17 protein-coding genes are annotated in these 18,668 nt (G+C 63.6%); 7 read left to right on the top strand and 10 right to left on the bottom strand.

Translation table 11 applies throughout. The features are described from left to right. Window positions 1–206: 206 nt before the first annotated feature. Complete coding sequence (locus AC2YI2_RS08275) at window positions 207–1,157, bottom strand: GlxA family transcriptional regulator (protein ID WP_487385984.1); 951 nt, start codon at window positions 1,155–1,157, stop codon at window positions 207–209. Between the two features lie 112 nt (window positions 1,158–1,269). On the opposite strand from AC2YI2_RS08275, the gene bcoG reads away from it, so the two are divergent. The 5 genes from bcoG to AC2YI2_RS08250 all read left to right on the top strand — a co-directional run bounded on the left by bcoG (window position 1,270) and on the right by AC2YI2_RS08250 (window position 8,676). Then, window positions 1,270–2,172 (top strand): 3-dehydrocarnitine:acetyl-CoA trimethylamine transferase BcoG, encoded by a 903-nt coding sequence (gene bcoG, locus AC2YI2_RS08270; protein WP_487385983.1) that lies wholly within the window; start codon window positions 1,270–1,272, stop codon window positions 2,170–2,172. Between the two features lie 258 nt (window positions 2,173–2,430). Continuing rightward, the gene (locus tag AC2YI2_RS08265) at window positions 2,431–3,921 is read left to right on the top strand and encodes a carnitine 3-dehydrogenase (protein ID WP_487385982.1); all 1,491 of its coding nucleotides are present in this window, start codon (window positions 2,431–2,433) and stop codon (window positions 3,919–3,921) included. Window positions 3,922–4,144: 223 nt separating this feature from the next. Next, complete coding sequence (locus tag AC2YI2_RS08260) at window positions 4,145–5,305, top strand: acyl-CoA dehydrogenase family protein (RefSeq protein ID WP_487385981.1); 1,161 nt, start codon at window positions 4,145–4,147, stop codon at window positions 5,303–5,305. A gap of 259 nt (window positions 5,306–5,564) precedes the next feature. Next, on the top strand, window positions 5,565–7,631 hold the full coding sequence (locus AC2YI2_RS08255) for an acetate--CoA ligase family protein (RefSeq protein WP_487385980.1): 2,067 nt from the start codon (window positions 5,565–5,567) through the stop codon (window positions 7,629–7,631). 259 nt (window positions 7,632–7,890) lie between these two features. After that, window positions 7,891–8,676 carry a carnitinyl-CoA dehydratase gene (locus tag AC2YI2_RS08250; RefSeq protein ID WP_487385979.1) on the top strand — a complete coding sequence of 262 codons (786 nt, stop codon included), beginning with the start codon at window positions 7,891–7,893 and terminating at the stop codon, window positions 8,674–8,676. Between the two features lie 8 nt (window positions 8,677–8,684). Here the strand turns inward: AC2YI2_RS08250 and AC2YI2_RS08245 are convergent, their stop codons facing one another. After that, window positions 8,685–9,287: a TetR/AcrR family transcriptional regulator gene (locus AC2YI2_RS08245; RefSeq protein ID WP_487385978.1), complete on the bottom strand. Its 603-nt coding sequence runs from the start codon at window positions 9,285–9,287 to the stop codon at window positions 8,685–8,687. A 144-nt stretch (window positions 9,288–9,431) separates the two neighbouring features. Between AC2YI2_RS08245 and AC2YI2_RS08240 the strand changes: the two genes are divergently transcribed. Then, complete coding sequence (locus AC2YI2_RS08240) at window positions 9,432–9,830, top strand: RidA family protein (protein ID WP_487385977.1); 399 nt, start codon at window positions 9,432–9,434, stop codon at window positions 9,828–9,830. A 39-nt stretch (window positions 9,831–9,869) separates the two neighbouring features. On the opposite strand, the gene AC2YI2_RS08235 is transcribed toward AC2YI2_RS08240, so the two are convergent. From AC2YI2_RS08235 to AC2YI2_RS08225, 3 genes are read right to left on the bottom strand one after another with little or no spacing between them, the layout of a single operon-like run. After that, window positions 9,870–11,003 (bottom strand): CaiB/BaiF CoA transferase family protein, encoded by a 1,134-nt coding sequence (locus AC2YI2_RS08235; RefSeq protein WP_487385976.1) that lies wholly within the window; start codon window positions 11,001–11,003, stop codon window positions 9,870–9,872. After that, window positions 11,000–11,404 (bottom strand): hypothetical protein, encoded by a 405-nt coding sequence (locus AC2YI2_RS08230; RefSeq protein WP_487385975.1) that lies wholly within the window; start codon window positions 11,402–11,404, stop codon window positions 11,000–11,002. Before AC2YI2_RS08230 ends, AC2YI2_RS08235 begins: the two co-directional genes overlap by 4 nt. 11 nt (window positions 11,405–11,415) lie before the next feature. Next, a complete protein-coding gene (locus AC2YI2_RS08225) occupies window positions 11,416–12,600 on the bottom strand; it encodes an acyl-CoA dehydrogenase (protein WP_487385974.1) in 1,185 nt (394 codons plus the stop codon). 99 nt (window positions 12,601–12,699) lie between these two features. Between AC2YI2_RS08225 and AC2YI2_RS08220 the strand changes: the two genes are divergently transcribed. Further along, window positions 12,700–13,626, top strand: a complete 927-nt coding sequence (locus tag AC2YI2_RS08220) for a LysR family transcriptional regulator (RefSeq protein ID WP_487386349.1) — start codon at window positions 12,700–12,702, stop codon at window positions 13,624–13,626. A gap of 35 nt (window positions 13,627–13,661) precedes the next feature. Here AC2YI2_RS08220 and hpaI read toward each other — a convergent pair whose 3' ends face one another. The 5 genes from hpaI to hpaD form a co-directional block, all read right to left on the bottom strand. Next, window positions 13,662–14,468: a 4-hydroxy-2-oxoheptanedioate aldolase gene (hpaI, locus tag AC2YI2_RS08215; protein ID WP_487385973.1), complete on the bottom strand. Its 807-nt coding sequence runs from the start codon at window positions 14,466–14,468 to the stop codon at window positions 13,662–13,664. 7 nt (window positions 14,469–14,475) lie between these two features. Next, window positions 14,476–15,285: a 2-oxo-hept-4-ene-1,7-dioate hydratase gene (hpaH, locus tag AC2YI2_RS08210; protein WP_487385972.1), complete on the bottom strand. Its 810-nt coding sequence runs from the start codon at window positions 15,283–15,285 to the stop codon at window positions 14,476–14,478. Further along, complete coding sequence (locus AC2YI2_RS08205; RefSeq protein WP_487385971.1) at window positions 15,282–16,154, bottom strand: fumarylacetoacetate hydrolase family protein; 873 nt, start codon at window positions 16,152–16,154, stop codon at window positions 15,282–15,284. The genes hpaH and AC2YI2_RS08205 overlap by 4 nt, the downstream gene beginning before the upstream one ends. 20 nt (window positions 16,155–16,174) lie before the next feature. Beyond that, complete coding sequence (locus AC2YI2_RS08200; RefSeq protein WP_487386348.1) at window positions 16,175–17,581, bottom strand: pyridoxal phosphate-dependent decarboxylase family protein; 1,407 nt, start codon at window positions 17,579–17,581, stop codon at window positions 16,175–16,177. A gap of 65 nt (window positions 17,582–17,646) precedes the next feature. Beyond that, window positions 17,647–18,627: a 3,4-dihydroxyphenylacetate 2,3-dioxygenase gene (hpaD, locus tag AC2YI2_RS08195; RefSeq protein ID WP_487385970.1), complete on the bottom strand. Its 981-nt coding sequence runs from the start codon at window positions 18,625–18,627 to the stop codon at window positions 17,647–17,649. Between the last annotated feature and the right edge of the window lie 41 nt (window positions 18,628–18,668).

Here is an 18,668-nt window from a genome sequence, read left to right as displayed (position 1 = left end):
CAACAGCTACCCAATCCCATCCCTGGATTTCTGCCGGATCGTTGCCGCAATCCGCTCGCCGGCTGGATGAGACGGGCGCCGGCGCCGGACGGGCGTATGTTTCTCCCAAAGGCTCGTCTGCAGCCTGCGCTATCTGCTTGCCGGCATACCCGGTTGCGGCATGATCTGCCCGATCCTGGCGGGCCGCGAATGAGCGCCGGCAACGGTCATCTTGCTCGTGTTTCAGAAGGACTTTCCTGGAACTGAGCACGATAGGCGCGCGAAAACGCGGAAGCCGAGTTGAAACCAGAACCCGCCGCGATATCGGCGAGCGACGCATCGGTCTCGATCACCTTGCGCCGCGCCGCATTCAGCCGGAGCGCGGTGTAATGCACATGTGGCGAAACCCCAAAACTCTTGTGGAACAGCGTCTGCAGATGCCGCGCGCTGATCTTGGTTCGGCCCGCAAGCTGCTGCATGGAGAGCGGCTGATCGACCGTCTCCTCCATCAGCCGAACCGCCTGGAATAGCCGCTTGTCGAGCACGCCGACACTGCTCGGCGCCGGCCGTATCTCGCCGCCCCCGCCGCCGCGCTCGTAGAGGAAGGCGCGTGAGACTTCGAGCGCCATCGAATAGCCCTGTCGGCGCCGGATGATCTCCAGCATCATGTCCAGCGTCGGCAGTGTGCCGCCTGACGTCATGCGCCGGCGGTCGATGACGAAGCGTTCCTTGACCACGTCGATCTGCGGATAGCGTGCGGAGAATTCTTCCTGGTCCTCCCAGTGGACCGTGACCTTGTGATTGTCGAGCAGGCTCGCCTCGGCCAGCAGCCAGGTGCCCGATTCGACGCCGGCGACCATCGAGCGGTGACGCGCCGCACGCGAGAGTGCCATCTTGAGTGCTGTCGTATTGTTGCGTCGCCAGTTGTAGCTCGACACCACGAAGAGCGGATTCTGCGTGTTGCCGGGCAGGAAGGCACCATCGACAGGCATGCCGATCCCCGCCGTGGTTTCCACCGGTTTGCCGTCCGGGGTCAGCAGCCGCCACCCATAGAGCGTGCGCCCGGCAATGCGGTTGGCCGCGCGCAGAGGTTCGATCACCGAAGCCAGCAGGATCACCGTCGTTTCGGGAAATGCGAGCACGTCGATTTCGATCGTCTGGTCTGTCGCATCAAACATGATCCGCTCCGTCTCCTCCGAAAATGTATAGAATTCTGCCGAAAATGCAAAGCATGTTCGTCTAGGCTGGCTCAGACTAGGTCCAACAATTCCCAAAGGGAGGGTCATTCCAATGCCGCTCAATATGAACCGAGACGTCTTCATCACCTGCGCCGTGACCGGCTCGGGCGACACCGCGAGCAAGTCGCGCCACGTGCCGCGCAGCCCGAAGGAAATCGCCGAGTCCGCGATCGAGGCAGCCAAGGCGGGTGCCGCAATCGTCCATTGCCATGTCCGCGATCCCGAGACCGGTGCTCCGTCGCGCCGCAACGACCTTTACAAGGAAGTCACCGACCGCATCCGCCAGTCCGACACAGATGTGGTGCTGAATCTGACCGCCGGCATGGGCGGAGACCTGATCTTCGGCGGCGTCGAGCAGCCGCTGCCGCTGAACCCCGTCGGCACCGACATGGCCGGCGCCACCGAGCGCGTCTCCCACGTCGCCGAATGCCTGCCCGAGATCTGCACGCTCGATTGCGGCACCATGAATTTCTCGCTCGGCGACTATGTGATGACCAACACGCCCTCGATGCTGCGTGCCATGGCCAAGAAGATGACGGACCTCGGCGTCCGCCCGGAGATCGAAGCCTTCGACACCGGCCATCTCTGGTTTGCCAAGCAGCTGGTCGAGGAAGGCCTGATCGAGGATCCGGTGCTCGTCCAGCTCTGCATGGGCGTGCCGTGGGGCGCCCCTGACGATCTCAACACCTATATGGCGATGGTCAACAACGTGCCCGCCAACTGGACCTATTCCGCCTTCTCGATCGGCCGCAACGCCATGGCCTATCCGGCACTGGCCATCCTCGGCGGCGGCAATGTCCGCGTCGGCCTCGAGGACAATCTCTATGTCGGCAAGGGCCAGCTCGCAACCAATGCGCAATTGGTCGAAAAGGCGGTCCAGGTGGTCGAAGGCATGGGCGCCCAAATTATTGGGCCGGCAGAGGTGCGTGAGAAGCTGAAGCTGAAAAAGCGGTAAGGGGCTCACCCCTCACCAAGCGCGTCCAGCGATCGGCTGCGCCTCTCGCGGACTTGCTATCCTCTCCCACAAGGGGAGAGGTAGAGTGCCACGCTCTCGGCCTTACTTGAGGTAGCAGGAGGAGAGCCACGAGTTTACCTCTCCCCTTGTGGGAGAGGATACGAAGGCCGGGAGAGCGAAGCGAACCCTTGGCCGGAGTTGGTGAGGGGTAATTCGCCGCCCAATCAGGCGCGACACAGAATTCCTAAAGGTGGAACAATGACCAAAATCAACAAGGCAGCCTGCATCGGCGGTGGCGTAATCGGTGGAGCCTGGGCTGCCCGTTTCGTGCTTGCCGGCATCGACACCAAGATGTTCGACCCGCATCCGGAAGCCGAGCGCATCGTCGGTGAAGTCATGGCCAATGCCGAGCGCGCCTATGGCCTGCTGACCATGGCGCCGCTGCCCAAGAAGGGCAAGCTGACTTTCGTCAAGACCGTCGAGGAAGCCGTCGACGGCGCCGACTGGATCCAGGAAAGTGTGCCGGAGCGCATCGAACTCAAGCGTAGTGTCATCACCCAGATCGATGCGAGCGCCGACCCCAAGGCGCTGATCGGCTCCTCGACCTCGGGCATCATGCCGACCGAGCTGCAGCGCGACATGAAGCATCCCGAGCGCATGTTCGTGGCGCACCCCTATAACCCGGTCTATCTGCTGCCGCTCGCCGAACTCGTCGGCGGCGAGAAGACCTCGCCCGAAACGCTCGAACTCGCCAAGGCCCGTCTTGCGCCGATCGGCATGAAGGGCGTCATCCTCAAGAAGGAAATCGAAGCCTTCGTCGGCGACCGCCTGCTCGAAGCCGTCTGGCGCGAAGGCCTGTGGCTGATCCAGGACGACATCTGCGACACCGAAACGCTCGACGACGTGATCCGCTATTCCTTCGGCATGCGCTGGGCGCAGATGGGCATGTTCGAGACCTACCGCATCGCCGGAGGCGAAGCCGGCATGCGCCACTTCATCGCCCAGTTCGGTCCCTGCCTCTCCTGGCCCTGGACCAAGCTGATGGATGTCGTCGACCTCACCGACGAACTGGTCGACAAGATCGCCAGCCAGTCGGATGCCCAGTCGGGTGCTTACGGCTTCCGCGAACTCGAGCGTATCCGCGACGAGAACCTTGTCGGCATCATGCAGACGCTGAAGGGCTCTGACGGCGGCAAGGGCTGGGGCGCCGGCAAGCTGCTCACCGAATTCGAGGCGCATCTCTGGAAGAACGCGCCGAAGCCGGAAGCCAAGGCCAGCGCCGAGCCGCTCCGCCTGCTCGAACCGAAGGTCCATCCGTCCTGGGTCGACTATAACGGCCACATGACCGAGTTCCGCTACAGCCAGTGCTTCGCCGATGCCGCCGACGCACTGCTGCGCCTGATCGGTGTCGACATGGACTATGTCGCCGCGGGTCATAGCTACTACACCGTCGAAGCGCACAATCAGTGGCTCGACGAGGCCAAGCTCGGCGACACGCTTTATGTGAAGGCGCAGATCCTGCCCTCGGATGGCAAGAAGATCCACACCTACATGTGGCTGCACCGCGCGTCCGACGACGCGCTTCTGGCGACCTGCGAGCACCTGATGCTGCATGTGTCGTCCAAGGAAGGCAAGGCCGTGCCGCCGCTGCCGGAAGTGCTGGCGAAGTTCAAACCGTTGGCGGATGCGCATGCGGGGTTGGCTGTGCCGGCGAATGCGAGGCGGGTTGTGGGCCAGAAGAGAGCCTAAAGCTATTCGGGGGTGAGAACCCCTCATCCGGCCTTCGGCCACCTTCTCCCCAAGGGGAGAAGCGGGAGCCTGCCTTAAGCGCTCGGATGGAATCGCGGACGTCGACAACAAGCCGAGAGGGCGCGGCAATCGCCCTCTTCTCCCCTTGGGGAGAAGGTGGCGCGCATGCGCCGGATGAGGGGTTCCAACCCTCCATTGACAACGCTTATGGGAGGACAACTCCATGAATTTCGGATTGACCGACGAACAGGACATGATCGTCAACACCGTGCGGAGCTTCGTCGAAACGGAGATTTATCCGCTCGAGGACGAAGTCGAACGCCTCGGCTACGTGCCGCCGGAAATGGGCCAGGACATCGCGAAAAAGGTCAAGGACCTCGGCTTCTTTGGCTGCAACATGCCGGAGGATGCCGGCGGTGCCGGCCTTGACCACCTGACTTTCGCGCTGGTCGAGCGCGAGCTCGGCCGCGGCTCGATGGCGCTCACCGTCTTCTTCGGCCGCCCGTCCGGCATCCTGATGGGCTGCAATGAAGAGCAGCGCGAACGCTACCTGATCCCTGCGACCAAGGGCGAGAAGTTCGACGCGCTCGCCATGACCGAGCCGGGCGCCGGCTCTGATGTGCGCGGCATGAAGACGTTTGCCCGCCAGGACGGCTCGGACTGGATCGTCAACGGCACCAAGCACTTCATCAGCCATGCCAATATTGCCGATTTCGTCATCGTCTTCATCGCCACCGGCGAGGAAGAGACGCCGCGCGGCCCGAAAAAGCTGATCACCTGCTTCCTTGTCGACCGCGGCACGCCGGGCTTCGAGATTCGCGAGGGCTACAATTCGGTCTCGCATCGCGGCTACAAGAACTGCATCCTCAATTTCGACGACTGCCGCCTGTCCTCGGCCCAGATCCTCGGCGAGCCACACAAAGGCTTTGACCTCGCCAATGACTGGCTCTACGGCACCCGCCTTACCGTCGCCGCCAATTGCGTCGGCCGCGCCCGCCGCGTCTTCGATATGGCGCTCCCCTATGCCGCCGAGCGCAAGCAGTTCGGCAAGCCGATCGGCGCCAACCAGGGCGTCTCCTTCAAGCTCGCCGACATGATCACCGAGATCGACGCCGCCGACTGGCTGACGCTGCACGGCGCCTGGCTGCTGGACCAGAAGAAGCCGTCGAACCGCGAAATCGCCTCGGCCAAGCTCTACGCGTCCGAAATGCTCGCCCGCGTCACCGACGAGGCGATCCAGATTTTCGGCGGCATGGGCTTGATGGACGACCTCCCGATTGCCCGATTCTGGCGGGATGCGCGGGTGGAGCGGATCTGGGATGGGACGAGCGAAATCCAGCGGCACATTATCAGCCGCGATCTGCTAAGGCCGTTTGGGGCGTAAAGGTTGTGCATTCGCGGTGCAGCTCACCCCTCACCAAGCGCGCCCAAGACTTCGCCTTTGGCTCAGCTGGGCTTGCTATCCTCTCCCACAAGGGGAGAGGTAGGGTGCCCCGCTCCCGCCCTCCTCTTGAGGCACCGAGAGCGCCACGAGTTTACCTCTCCCCTTGTGGGAGAGGATACGCAGGCCGCGAGAGCGCAGCGATCGCTTGGCCGAAGTTGGTGAGGGGTAAATCCTCACGTGAGATTACGACGAGGATTTCATGAAAACCCTTTCCCCCAATTCCCTCTCCCGCCTGATCCGCCCGAAATCCATCGCCACATTCGGCGGCAAGGAGGCCGGCCGCGTCGTCGAGCAGTGCAAAAAGATGGGCTATACCGGCGAGATCTGGCCGGTCCATCCGACCAAGGACGAGGTGCACGGCTATAAATGCTACCGCTCCGTCGCCGACCTGCCCGCCGCTCCCGATGCGGCCTTCGTTGGCGTCAACCGCAATCTCACCATCGAGATCATGCGCCAGCTGCGCGACAAGGGCGCCGGCGGTGCGATCTGCTATGCCTCGGGCTTCTCCGAAGCCGTCGCCGAGCTCGCCGACGGCCATGACCTCCAGGCACAGTTGGTCGAGGCCGCCGCCGACATGGCCGTGGTTGGCCCGAATTGCTACGGCTTTATCAACATGCTCGACGGCGCGCTCCTTTGGCCCGACCAGCACGGCATGATCCGCACCGAGCGCGGCGTCGCGGTCCTTACCCAGTCGTCCAACATCGCCTGCAACATCTCGATGCAGATGCGCGGCCTGCCGCTCGCCTATCTCATGACTGCCGGCAACCAGGCCCAGACTGGCCTCTCGGCGCTGGCCGTCGCCGCGCTCGAGGACCCCCGTGTTACCGCCGTCGGCTTGCATATCGAAGGCTTCGACGACATCGAGACGCTGGAGCTCCTCGCCCGCCGCGGCCGCGAACTGAAAAAACCGGTGGTCGCGCTCAAGATGGGCAAATCGGAAGCCGCGCAGAAGGCGACGGTCTCCCACACCGCCTCGCTCGCCGGCAATGACAAGGTTTCGGGTGCGGTGCTCGAACGCCTCGGCATCGGCCGCGTCGACTCGCTGCCTGCCTTGCTTGAAACGCTAAAACTGCTGCATGTCTCCGGCCCGCTCACCACCAACGCGCTCTCCTCGATGAGCTGCTCCGGCGGCGAGGCTTCGCTGATCGCCGACAGCGCCGTCGGCCGCAAGGTCGATTTCCGTGACCTGAAGCCCGAACAGCTGCCAGTGCTGCGCGAGACGCTCGGGCAGATGGTGACGCTCTCCAACCCGCTCGACTACCACACCTTTGTTTGGGGCAATGGCGAGAAGCAGACGACGGCCTTCACCACAATGATGCAGGGCGACTATGCGCTGAACCTCGTCATCCTAGACTTCCCCCGCTCCGACCGCTGCGACCCGGCCGACTGGATGACCACGGTCAACGCCATCATCGCGGCGAAAAGGGCCACCGGCGCCAATGCCGGCGTCGTCGCCTCGATGGGCGAGAACCTGCCCGAGAACGTCGCCTTCACGCTGGTCGAGAACGGCGTTACGCCCTTCATGGGCATCGACGAGGCGCTGGTCGCTGCCGAGACTGCGCACGCTATCCATGTTGCCTGGGCGGCCCCCGCGCCCGCGCCGCTGCTGAAGGCTTCAGTATCCGAAGGCGAAGCCGTAACCCTGAGCGAGCATGAATCGAAGGCAGTCGTAAAACCCTTCGGCCTGCCGGTTCCGGATGGGCGTCATGTTGCCACGGCCGGCGAGGCCGCCAAGGCCGCCGCCGCAATTGGCTTCCCGGTCGCGCTGAAGGGCTCCGGCGTTGCCCACAAAACCGAAGCCGGCGCAGTGAAGCTCAACCTCAGTTCCGAGGCCGAGGTTCTGGAAGCAGCGACCGCCATGTCCGGCGTCGCCAAGGGTTATCTCGTCGAGAAGATGGCGGCCAAGCCGGTTGCCGAACTGATCGTCGGCGCGCTGCGCGACCCCGTCGCCGGCCCGGTCCTGACCATCGGCGCAGGCGGCATCCTCGTTGAGTTGATGGATGATTCCGCCGTCATCACGCTACCGACGACCAAGTCGGATATCCGCAAGGCGATCAACGGGCTAAAGATTACTAAGCTACTCAATGGGTATCGTGGTCAGGCCAGGGGCGACATTTCGGCGCTGGTCGATGCCGTCTACGCGGCTGGCGAATTCGTGATCGCCAAGTCGGCTGATATCGAGGAACTGGACATCAATCCGCTGATGGTGCTGCCGGAGGGCCAGGGCGTGGTCGCGGCGGATGCGCTGGTGCGGATGCGGAAGTAATTCGCGATTAGGTGATGGAGGCTTACCCCTCACCAAGCGCGTCCAGCGATCGGCTTCGCCTCTCGCGGACTTGCTATCTTCTCCCACAAGGGGAGAGGTAAAGGTGCCGCAATTGCAGCCTCGCTTGTGGCGAGGCGATGCCGCGAGTTTACCTCTCCCCTTGTGGGAGAGGATACGAAGGCCGGGTGAGCGATACGCGAACCCTTGGCCGAAGTTGGCGAGGGGTGATCCCTCAATCAAATAGACAGAGGGAGCAACCATGTCCGACGAACCCATAAAGACCCGCCGCGAGGGCGGCATTCTCGAAGTCACCATCGACCGCGCCAAGGCCAATGCGATCGATCTGATCACATCACGCATCATGGGCAAGATCTTCCAGGATTTCCGCGACGACGAGAGCCTCCGCGTCGCCATCATCACCGGATCCGGCCCGAAATTCTTCTGCCCCGGCTGGGACCTAAAGGCCGCTGCCGCCGGCGACGCGGTCGACGGCGATTACGGCGTCGGCGGCTTCGGCGGCATGCAGGAACTGCGCGATTTGAACAAGCCGATCATCGCGGCGATCAACGGCATCTGCTGCGGCGGCGGCCTTGAGATCGCACTCTCGACCGACATGATCCTCGCCGCCGAGCACGCAACCTTCGCGCTGCCGGAAATCCGATCCGGCACGGTGGCTGACGCCGCGTCCATCAAGCTGCCCAAGCGCATCCCCTATCACATCGCCATGGACATGCTGCTGACCGGCCGCTGGCTCGACGCGCAGGAGGCGCATCGCTGGGGCTTCGTCAACGAGATCGTCGCCGCCGACAAGCTGATGGACCGCGCCTGGGAACTCGCCCGCCTGCTGGAAAGCGGCCCGCCGCTGGTCTATGCCGCGATCAAGGAAGTCGTGCGCGAGGCCGAGGGCAGCAAGTTCCAGGACACGATGAACAAGATCACGCGGCGCCAGCTCAAGACCGTGGATATTCTCTACGGCAGCGAGGACAATCTGGAAGGTGCACGCGCGTTCGCGGAGAAGCGCGATCCGGTATGGAAGGGCAAGTGAGCCACGCGTTACCGGCTGGGGGCTGCCGCTAGCAGCAGCCCTTCCGCCATGGCTTGGAAAGCCGCAATGGCTTTCGGGAGCACCGCCTGAGGATTCTCGCTCGCCGCGATCCAAAGCGCAGCATTGAGCGCCGCGCCACTCACGAGCCGCGCGGCCGCTTCTGCATCGAGAGGCTTGAGTATGCCTTTCTCCATGAGTTGCTCGATCGCACCTCTGGTCACTTGCAGACAACTGTTCTGGCTCGGCCAGAGCGACGGATCTCCCAGCACGGCCGGGCCATCCAGAAGAACGATCCGCTGAACCTCAGGGTCAAGGGCCATCTCGATATAGGCAGCCCCCTCGGCCAGCAGCGCCTCCCAGCCGTCGCCGGCCTGCGCGCCGATTTCCTGGGCGCGGGACGCCATTTCGGTGTCGATCTGCTCGACAACAGCCGCGAGAAGCCCGCGCTTGTCTCCGAAATTCTTGTAGAGCGCACCGCGCGTCAATCCGACGCGCGCCGTCAGTTCGTCCATGGAGGCTTCGGCATAGCCACTTTCCGCAAAGGCCTTCCGCGCCGCCGAAATGAGCTTGGCGCGGTTTTCCCGCATCGATTCACTGCGTGGCTTGACCATCAAATCCTCAATTTCAGATACGACACGTATTTGGAATTGACATACGCATTGAGCATCGCTATTTCAGATACGCGTCGTATACCAAAAAGAGCTAACGCTGTGAAGCATAGCTCCAGACTTCATTTCTTTGAAAGCGAGAACCAAATGACCCAGCGCGAGGCAATCTTCCCCGCCAACCGGCACAGCCTCTATGAGGCGCATGGCTATTCCGCCGCCATTCGATCCGGCGATCTCCTGTTCGTCTCCGGGCAGGTGGGCAGCCGCGAGGACGGAACGCCCGAGCCCGATTTCGAACGCCAGGTGCGCCAAGCCTTCCAGAATCTGACGGCCACGCTCGAGGCGGCAGGATGCACTCTCGATGACATCGTCGATGTGACGACTTTCCATACCGATCCGGAAAACCAATTCGGAACACTCATGGCCGTCAAACAGGATATCTTTCCCCGCAAGCCCTATCCGAACTGGACAGCGATCGGCGTCAATTGGCTGGCCGGCTTCGATTTCGAAATCAAGGTGATCGCTCGCATTCCCGCCGCGGCCTGACCGCCGCGCCAAAGGCTTCTCGAGGCGGCAAGCCCGCCTCTATTCGAACCTCGCCCCGTCATGCTCACCGAGCTTCGGCGAGGGCCGATCAAGCGCGAGCGGCGTCCCCGAAAAGGTGATCGGCGTCCGTATTCCCGGCACGCCGTCCGGCGTGATCTTCATGCCACGATGGGCGAACTGCGGATCCTCGAACACATCGGCGACCGAATTGATCGGCCCGGCGGGTACGCCGGCCTTCTCCAGCGCGGCGAGCAGATCGTCGCGCTGCCATATCTTGGTCTTCGCTTCCATCATGTCGGTCACCAGCGCCCGGTTGGCCACACGCGCCGGATTGGTCCTGAAGCGCTCATCGGCGGCCATCTCGGCGAGGCCGAGAATCTCGGCCAGCCGCACGAACTGACCGTCATTGCCGCAGGCCACGATCAGATGGCCGTCGGCGACGGCGAAGGTCTGGTAGGGCGCGATGTTGGGATGCGCATTGCCGAGCCGCTTCGGCACGTTGCCGGAGGCGAGGAAATTCATCGCCTGGTTGGCCAGGACGCCGGTCATGCAGTCGAGCAGCGCCATATCGATATGCTGCCCTTCGCCTGTCCGTGCCCGCGCAATCAACGCCGCCTGGATGGCGACCACCGAATAGACGCCGGTAAAGATATCGGCGAAGGCGACGCCGATCTTCTGCGGTTCGCCCGCGGGATCGCCTGTCAGGTCCATGATGCCGCTCATGCCCTGGATCATGAAATCGTAGCCGGCGCGCGCCGCATAGGGGCCGTCCTGGCCGAAGCCGGTGATCGAGCAATAGATCAGCTTCGGATTGACAGCCTTGAGGCTCTCATAGTCGAGGCCGTATTTCTTCAAACCGCCGACCTTGAAATTCTCGATCAGGACGTCGGCCTCGCGGGCAAGATCGAGCACCAGCGCCCTGCCCTCGTCCTTGGTGAAGTCGGCAGTGACCGATCGCTTGCCGCGATTGGTGGCATGGTAATAGGCAGCCGCCTTCTCGCCCTCGCGCTCGATCCAGGGCGGGCCCCACTTGCGGGTATCGTCACCCTCGGGGCTCTCGACCTTGATCACGTCGGCGCCGAGATCAGCCAGCGTCTGGCCACACCACGGGCCGGCCAGGATGCGGGCGAGTTCGAGCACCTTGATGCCGGCAAGCGGGCTGTCAGCGGTCATGATCGGGACCTTACGATCTGGATGAAGGGAATGGCGGCGAACAGGATCTGGCCGATGAGGCCGGCCAAACGGGCGGGCGAAAGATCGCCCAGATAATAGAGAACGTTGTCGAGATAGCGGTAGGGGCCGAAGGCGCCGAAGAGCAGGCTCTCGGCCATCTGCAGCAGCATAAACGCGGTCAGGCCTATCTCGATCCCCTGGCTCGGCGTGAGCCCCCGCCCCGGAAAAATCCGGGCCGCGACGATCCAGGACAGGACCAGTATCACCGGCAATTCAATCAGAACCGCAACAAGCTCGCCGGTGACCGGGGTGACAAACAGGGTGCGGACTGCCCCGAGGCCGAAGCCGAAGGCAAAGACGATGGCCACATAGAGGGCGGCGAACCGCAGGACGACCATCATCGCGATGGCCCTCAGAAGAACGCCTGAATGCCGGTCTGTGCCCGGCCGAGGATCAGCGCATGGACGTCGTGCGTGCCCTCGTAGGTGTTGACCGTCTCGAGGTTCTGCGCGTGGCGCATCACGTGGTAGCCGATCTGGATGCCGTTGCCGCCATGCATGTCGCGGGCCTGGCGGGCGATGTCGAGCGCCTTGCCGCAATTGTTGCGCTTGACGATCGAGATCATCTCGGGCGCGAAGCGATGCTCGTCCATCAGCCGGCCGACACGAAGCGAAGCCTGCAGGCCGAGCGCGATCTCGGTCTGCATGTCGGCGAGTTTCTTCTGGTAGAGCTGGGTGCCGGCGAGCGGCTTGCCGAACTGCTTGCGGTCGAGGCCATACTGGCGGGCGCGGTGCCAGCAATCCTCGGCAGCACCCATCGCGCCCCAGGAAATGCCGTAGCGGGCGCGGTTGAGGCAGCCGAACGGGCCCTTGAGGCCGGACACGTTGGGCAGAAGCGCATCTTCGCCGACCTCGACGCCTTCCATCACCACTTCGCCGGTGATCGAAGCGCGCAGAGACAGCTTGCCGCCGATCTTCGGGGCGGAGAGGCCTTTCATGCCCTTTTCGAGGATGAAGCCGCGGATCTCGTTGTTGTGCGCCTCGGACTTGGCCCAGACGACGAAGACATCGGCGATCGGCGCGTTGGAAATCCACATCTTGGCGCCACGCAGGCGGTAGCCGCCGGCGATCTTTTCTGCGCGGGTCTTCATGCCGCCGGGGTCGGAGCCGGCATCCGGCTCGGTCAGGCCGAAGCAGCCGATCAGGTCACCGGAGACGAGGCCCGGCAGGTATTTCTTGTGCTGCTCGGGCGAGCCATAGGCATGGATCGGATACATGACCAGCGAGGACTGTACTGACATCATCGAGCGATAGCCGGAGTCGATGCGCTCGACCTCACGGGCGACGAGGCCGTAGGCCACGTAATTGGCGCCGGCTGCGCCGAACTCTTCCGGGATGGTTACGCCAAGCAGACCCGCATTGCCCATCAGCTTGAAGAGGCCGGGGTCGGTGGTCTCTTCGAGATAGGCTTCCTCGATGCGCGGCAGCAATTCAGCTTCGGCAAACGCCTTGGCGGAGTCGCGGATCATCCGCTCGTCTTCGCTCAACTGGTCTTCGATGAGAAAGGGATCGTCCCAGACAAAGGATGCGGCGGCCATGATCAACTCCTGGATTTGATGGTGTGGAGAATGCCCCAAACGGCGGGAGATCACAAACCATCTTTACTCATCAAGCCATGAGCTTTACTCATGGCTCGCATGAAGATCACCGCCCGCCGCCTGTTGCCCTCGACCGCCGCGCTCGCGGCCTTCGACGCCGTTGCCCGGACGGGCAGCTTCACCGCAGCAGCCACCTTGCTTGACCTTACGCAAGGCGCGATCAGCCGCCAGATCGCTCAGCTCGAGGAACAGCTCGGGGTCACACTTGTCCAGCGCGAGGCGCGCGGCGTTCGACTCACCGACAAGGGTCGCGCCTATGCCGAAGGTGTTGCAGAAATACTGTCCAAGATCAGGAGCTTGTCGCTCGAAGCTATGTCGGCGAATGAGGAGATGCGGCTCCGCCTCGCGATTCTGCCGACCTTCGGTACACGCTGGCTGATGCCGCGCATGCCCGATTTCGTGCAGAAGAATCCCGGCATCACCATCAGTTTCGCGACCCGCATCGGCCAGTTCGATTTCCGCGCGGAGAATATCGATGCCGCGATCCATATCGGTCGGCCGGACTGGCCGGATGCCGATTGCCGCTTCCTGATGAACGAGACGGTCGTCGCGGTCTGCACGCCCGAGTTCCTCATGGCTCATCCGATCACGGCGGCTGCCGACCTGCTCGACCTGCCGCTGCTGGAGATGGCCTCACGCCCCGGGGCCTGGCGCCACTGGTTCGGCAGTCTCGGCGTCACAGGGCATCACCCCGAGGGCATGGTGTTCGAGCAGTTCTCCAATGTCACCCAGGCCTGCCTCGCCGGCCTTGGCGTCGCCCTGATGCCGCAATTCCTGATCGAGCCGGAGCTCATGAGCGGCCGGCTGGTGCGCGCCTTCGACTGGGCGGTCGAGAGCGAGAGCGCCTACTATCTCGTCCGCCCGCGCCACAAGCTGGATTTCCCCCCGGCCCGCATCTTCGCCGACTGGCTCGCGGGCAAGGTCGCGGAGTTCAAGGCCGACCCAAACTCGATCCTTGGATGGTAATTTCAGATGCCGCCTAAGCCGCCGTCTTGCAGTCCTCAATACACCTGCCCGCCGCCCTTCGCCGCCGCCGCTGCATTCCCGCGAAAATCACTGATCAGCTTCGACGTTGCATTCACGAACAGCCCGACATCGCTGCCGATGCCGACGAAGGTCGCGCCGATCTCGAGATAGCGGCGGGCGAGCGCCTGGTCAGCGGTCAGGATGCCCGCCGCCTTGCCATGGCCCTGAATTCGGGTGAGCGCATCCTCCACCGCCGCCTGCACCTCCGGCGCGCCAGGCTTGCCGAGGAAACCCATATCCGCCGCAAGATCGGCCGGGCCGACGAAGACGCCGTCGACGCCCTCGGTCGAAGCAATCGCATCGAGATTGGCGAGGCCCGACCGGCTCTCGATCTGCAGCAGCAGGCAGACCTCGTCATTGGCGGTCTGGAGATAATCGGGGATGCGGTTGAAATTCGAGGCGCGGGCCAGCGCCGCACCAACGCCGCGGATACCATGCGGCGGATAGCGCACGGCACGGACCATCGCCTGCGCCTGTTCCCGGGTCTCGACCATGGGAACCAGGATCGTCTGCGCGCCGATATCGAGGATCTGCTTGATGATCCAGGCCTCGCCGATCGGCGGACGGATGATCGGATGGACCGGATATTTCGACAGGCCCTGCAACTGAGCCACCAGCGTCTGGATATCATTCGGCGCATGTTCGGCGTCGACGAGCAGCCAGTCGTAGCCGGCTCCGCCGCAGATTTCCGCGGTGTAAGCGCTGGTCAGCGCGACCCAAAGGCCGATCTGGGTGCGGCCTTCCCTAAGCGCCGCCTTGAAGCTGTTTACGGGTGCGGGCATGTCGGCCTCATCGAAAGAAGCAGGAAATCGTGCCGTAAGGCCCAAAATCAGCGGTGATGGTGTCGCCGTGCCGGGCCTCGATCGGGCGGATGAACGAGCCGGCCAGCACGATCTGCCCCGCCTCGATGCCCGCGCCATACTGAGCCAGGCGGTTCGCCAGCCAAACGATGCCGCGGGCCGGATGGTTCAGCACCCCTGCCCCAAGTCCGGTTTCCTCGACCTCGGCGTTGCGCGAGACGATGGCGCCCATCCAGCGCATGTCGACCGCATCTGGCCGCATCTGCCGGCCCCCGATGACGATGCCGGCATTGGCGGCATTGTCTGATATCGTGTCGACGATAGTGCGCGCCTTCTTGGTATCAGGGTCGACGCGCAGCACGCGCGAATCGAGGATTTCGAGCGCCGGCGTCACATAATCGGTGGCATTGAGCACATCGAAGATGCTGACATTGGGGCCTTTGAGCGGCGCCTTCATCACGAAGGCGATTTCGGCCTCGATGCGCGGCTGGATGAAGCGATCGCCGGGGATGGTTGCGCCATCCTCGAACAGCATGTCGTCGAAGAGCACCCCGGAATCCGGCGTGGCGATGTTGAGTGCATATTGCATTGCCTTGGAGGTCAGCCCGATCTTCCAGCCCATCACCGTGTGGCCAGCAGCGATCTTCGCCTTCACCCAGGCATCCTGGATCGCATAGGCATCATCCATGGTGGCCCCGGGATGCTTCAGCGACAGCAGTCCGATCTGCTTGCGGCTCTTCTCGGCACCGTCGAGTGCAGCGGCCGCAGCCTTGATTTCATCCGATGTCAGCGTGGTCATGCCTCGTCCTCGATCGTGTTCCGCAGGATGCCGAGCCCATCGGCCTCAATCTCGACGACATCGCCCGGCTTCAGCCAGATCGGAGGATCGAAGCGTGCGCCGGCGCCGGTCGGTGTGCCGGTGACGATGACATCGCCCGGGACCAGCGTCGTGAAGGTGGAGATGTAGTTGATGATCTTGCGGAAGGAGAAGATCATCCGGCTGGTGCGATCCTGCTGGCGGACTTCGCCATTCACCCGCGTCGTGAGCTGGATATCCGCCAGTTGCGCCTCGTCGGTAAAGGGCACCAGCCAAGGGCCGATCGAGCCCGTGCGGTCGAAATTCTTGCCCTGGGTGACGTTGAACTTGGCATGCCGCACCCAATCGCGGATCGTGCCCTCGTTGCAGAGCGACAGTGCTGCGATGTGGCCAAGCGCGTCGGCCTCCAGAATGCGCCGGCCGCCCTTGCCGATGACGATCACGATCTCGCCTTCGTAATCGAGCTGCGGGCTCTCCGGCGGCCGGATCAGTGGCTGGTCGTGGCCGGTGAATGAGCGCGGGAAGCGGATGAACAGCGACGGATTGGGCGGTGCCGCCTGCCCGTCCTTGTACTCCTCGTTGCGATCCGGGAAGTTGACGCCGACGCAGATCAGCTTCTCCGGCGCCGGAATCGGGATCTCGTAGCGGATGTCGGAGAGCGAGACATCCGCAGGCAACACCGCCGATTCATCCGCGAACCTGGCCAGCGCGCCGGCCTCGATCACGTCGCGCAGGGTCGGCCATTTGGCGCCATGCCGCGCCGACAGATCGACCACGCCATCACCCTTGACGAGCCCATATTTCAGGGTGCCACCTTGCGAATAGCTGACGAAGCGGGGTCTGTCTGTCATGCGGTCTTCCTTTGCGAGCTTCAGGCGCGTTTGCGGGCTACGTCCGTGATCACGTCGAAGGCCGCGTCGGCGTCCTCGCGCGTCATGTCGAACTGTCCCGCTTGGAAGCGGATCGCGATCCGCCCGTCCACGCGGGTCTGGGTGAGATAGATGCGGCCGTCGTCATTGATGGCGTTGACGAGCGCGATGTTGTGCTCGTCGGGGTCGCCGCCGGACGTGTGCCGGAAGGAGAAGAGCGACAGCACCGGTTCGCTGACGATCTCGAAATCGGGCTCGGCACGCAGCCGCTCGCAGAGCTCGACCGCCCAGGCGACATGGTTGCGGATCACGGCCCGCAGGCCCTCGAGCCCATGGTACCGCATCAGGAACCACAGCTTCAGTGCCCGGAAGCGGCGGCCGAGCGGCACCGACCATTCGGAGAAATTGATGATGCCGTCATGGCCATGCGTCTTGAGATATTCCGGCTGGATCGCCAGCGTCCGCACCTGATCCTCGGGATTGCGGATGAATTGCACCGAGCAGTCGAACTGCGCGCCGAGCCACTTGTGCGGATTGAAGACGATCGAATCCGCCGCCTCCACGCCCGTCCAGAGGGTGCGGAATTCCGGGCAGATCATCGCCGAGCCGGCCCAGGCGGCGTCGACATGCAGATAGAGGCCATGGCGCTTCACCACCTCGGCGACCGCATCGATCGGGTCGCACGCACCGATCGACGTGCCGCCGGTGCAGGCGATGACGCCGGCCGGGATCAGGCCGGCCTCGCGGTCGGCGCGGATTGCGGCGTCGAGCGCGTCCGGGTCCATGCCGTTGAGCGGACCCTTTGTCGGGATGCGGACGAGATTGGCCTCGCCGATTCCTGAGATCCAGATCGCCCGGTCGATCGACGTATGGACCTGCTTTGACGCGTAGACACGCACGGCGGCATGGGCCGCCAGGCCATCGGCATTACCCTTCCAGGCCAACGCCTTCTCGCGCATCACCAGCACCGCGGCCAGCGTCGCCGTCGAGGCCGAATCCTGGATCAGGCCGGAGAATCCATCCGGCAGGCCGAGCCCCCGGCGCAGCCAGTCGACGACCTTGATCTCGAGCTCCGTCGCCGCCGGCGAGGTCTGCCACAGCATGCATTGCGCCGCGATCGAGGTGACCAGATAGTCGGCGATGACGGAAGCCGGCGCGGCATTGGCCGGGAAATAGGCGAAGAAGCGCGGATGCTGCCAATGGGTCAAACCATCGGGAATGATCCGCTCGAAATCGGCGAAGATCGCATCCATCGCCTCGCCGGTCTCGGGCGCGGCGTCGGCGATCTGCCGGGCGATGTCGCCCGGCTTCGTCTGGGCGCGCACCGGCCGCTCGCGCAGCGTCTCGCGATAGTCCGCGCCCCAGTCGGCCGCCTTGTGCGACCAATGCCTGAATTCCTCGCCGTTCATGTTTCCCAGCCTTTCCATGCTCTTCCGTCGTTGGCCCTATCGGCTAAGGCCGGTGGCGGAAAATATCAAGGCGCCACGATCGGCTGGGCCTTGAGCACGGAGTCCCGGACCTCGGCACCCCAGAAGAAGCTGCCCTCCTCGAACCAGGATTTCGGCGCCGGCGCACCCCAGAGCGTCTGGCGCTGCGGGTCCTTGAGGTCCCATTTTATCGGCTCGAGATCTGGGTCCACCGTCTGGTAGTCCGAGCAGTAGATTTCAATGCGATGGCCGTCCGGGTCTCTGATATAGAGGAAGAAGGCGTTGGAGATGCCGTGACGGCCCGGGCCGCGCTCGATATTCGCCAGCCAACCCGTCGTCGACATCAGATCGAGCAGGTCGATGATGTTGAGCGGCGTCGGCACCCAGAAGGCGGTGTGATGCAGCCGCGGACCGCGGCCATTGGTGAAGGCGATGTCATGCACGCCGCCCTTGCGATGCGTCCATGCGGCCCAGAGCCGGCCGGTCTCGGCATCCTCGGTATATTCCGTCACGCGGAAGCCGATCTCGTTGTAGAAGGCCACGCTCTCGTCGACATTGGGCGAGAAGCAGTTGAAATGGTCGATCCGGAGCGGCTTCACGCCTTTGTAGAGCGCATATTGCTGGTGGATCGGCGGCAGGCGGTCCATCTTCGAATAGAATTCGAGCGGAATGCCGTGCGGGTCGCGGGTGCGGAAGGTGCGCGACTGGTAGGGCCGCTCGATCCAATCCACCGGCAGACCCTTGCCTTTGAAGAAATGCTCGGCCTTGTCGAGATCCTCTTCCGAAAAGACCTTGAAGCCGAGATCGCGCGCTTCTGCTGTCGCAGACTTCTTGAGCACGATGCAATGATGGCCGCGCTCCTCCAATGCCCGGAGATAGATGGTGTGCGCGGTCTCGTCGGTCACCTGCAGGCCGAGCGTGTCGACATAGAAGGCGCGGGATTTTTGCAGATCCGTCACAGCCAACTCGACATGGCTGAGCCGCACGATGTTGAAGGGCGGATAGAGATTGGGTGTCGGCAGGGGCATTCTTTCCTCCTCAGAGTGGTGCGGGCGGCGATACGGGCGTC

Source organism: Rhizobium sp. SRI_017 (genome assembly GCF_057586295.1).
Note: the sequence above shows the minus strand (reverse complement) of the source record. Positions and strands in the feature narration are given on the sequence as shown.

What these genes read in the sequence shown, in the direction of transcription:
- AC2YI2_RS08275 (WP_487385984.1), bottom strand. Translation starts at nt 1,157, where the DNA reads ATGTTTGATGCGACAGACCAGACGATCGAAATCGACGTGCTCGCATTT.
- bcoG (WP_487385983.1), top strand. Translation starts at nt 1,270, where the DNA reads ATGCCGCTCAATATGAACCGAGACGTCTTCATCACCTGCGCCGTGACC.
- AC2YI2_RS08265 (WP_487385982.1), top strand. Translation starts at nt 2,431, where the DNA reads ATGACCAAAATCAACAAGGCAGCCTGCATCGGCGGTGGCGTAATCGGT.
- AC2YI2_RS08260 (WP_487385981.1), top strand. Translation starts at nt 4,145, where the DNA reads ATGAATTTCGGATTGACCGACGAACAGGACATGATCGTCAACACCGTG.
- AC2YI2_RS08255 (WP_487385980.1), top strand. Translation starts at nt 5,565, where the DNA reads ATGAAAACCCTTTCCCCCAATTCCCTCTCCCGCCTGATCCGCCCGAAA.
- AC2YI2_RS08250 (WP_487385979.1), top strand. Translation starts at nt 7,891, where the DNA reads ATGTCCGACGAACCCATAAAGACCCGCCGCGAGGGCGGCATTCTCGAA.
- AC2YI2_RS08245 (WP_487385978.1), bottom strand. Translation starts at nt 9,287, where the DNA reads ATGGTCAAGCCACGCAGTGAATCGATGCGGGAAAACCGCGCCAAGCTC.
- AC2YI2_RS08240 (WP_487385977.1), top strand. Translation starts at nt 9,432, where the DNA reads ATGACCCAGCGCGAGGCAATCTTCCCCGCCAACCGGCACAGCCTCTAT.
- AC2YI2_RS08235 (WP_487385976.1), bottom strand. Translation starts at nt 11,003, where the DNA reads ATGACCGCTGACAGCCCGCTTGCCGGCATCAAGGTGCTCGAACTCGCC.
- AC2YI2_RS08230 (WP_487385975.1), bottom strand. Translation starts at nt 11,404, where the DNA reads ATGATGGTCGTCCTGCGGTTCGCCGCCCTCTATGTGGCCATCGTCTTT.
- AC2YI2_RS08225 (WP_487385974.1), bottom strand. Translation starts at nt 12,600, where the DNA reads ATGGCCGCCGCATCCTTTGTCTGGGACGATCCCTTTCTCATCGAAGAC.
- AC2YI2_RS08220 (WP_487386349.1), top strand. Translation starts at nt 12,700, where the DNA reads ATGAAGATCACCGCCCGCCGCCTGTTGCCCTCGACCGCCGCGCTCGCG.
- hpaI (WP_487385973.1), bottom strand. Translation starts at nt 14,468, where the DNA reads ATGCCCGCACCCGTAAACAGCTTCAAGGCGGCGCTTAGGGAAGGCCGC.
- hpaH (WP_487385972.1), bottom strand. Translation starts at nt 15,285, where the DNA reads ATGACCACGCTGACATCGGATGAAATCAAGGCTGCGGCCGCTGCACTC.
- AC2YI2_RS08205 (WP_487385971.1), bottom strand. Translation starts at nt 16,154, where the DNA reads ATGACAGACAGACCCCGCTTCGTCAGCTATTCGCAAGGTGGCACCCTG.
- AC2YI2_RS08200 (WP_487386348.1), bottom strand. Translation starts at nt 17,581, where the DNA reads ATGAACGGCGAGGAATTCAGGCATTGGTCGCACAAGGCGGCCGACTGG.
- hpaD (WP_487385970.1), bottom strand. Translation starts at nt 18,627, where the DNA reads ATGCCCCTGCCGACACCCAATCTCTATCCGCCCTTCAACATCGTGCGG.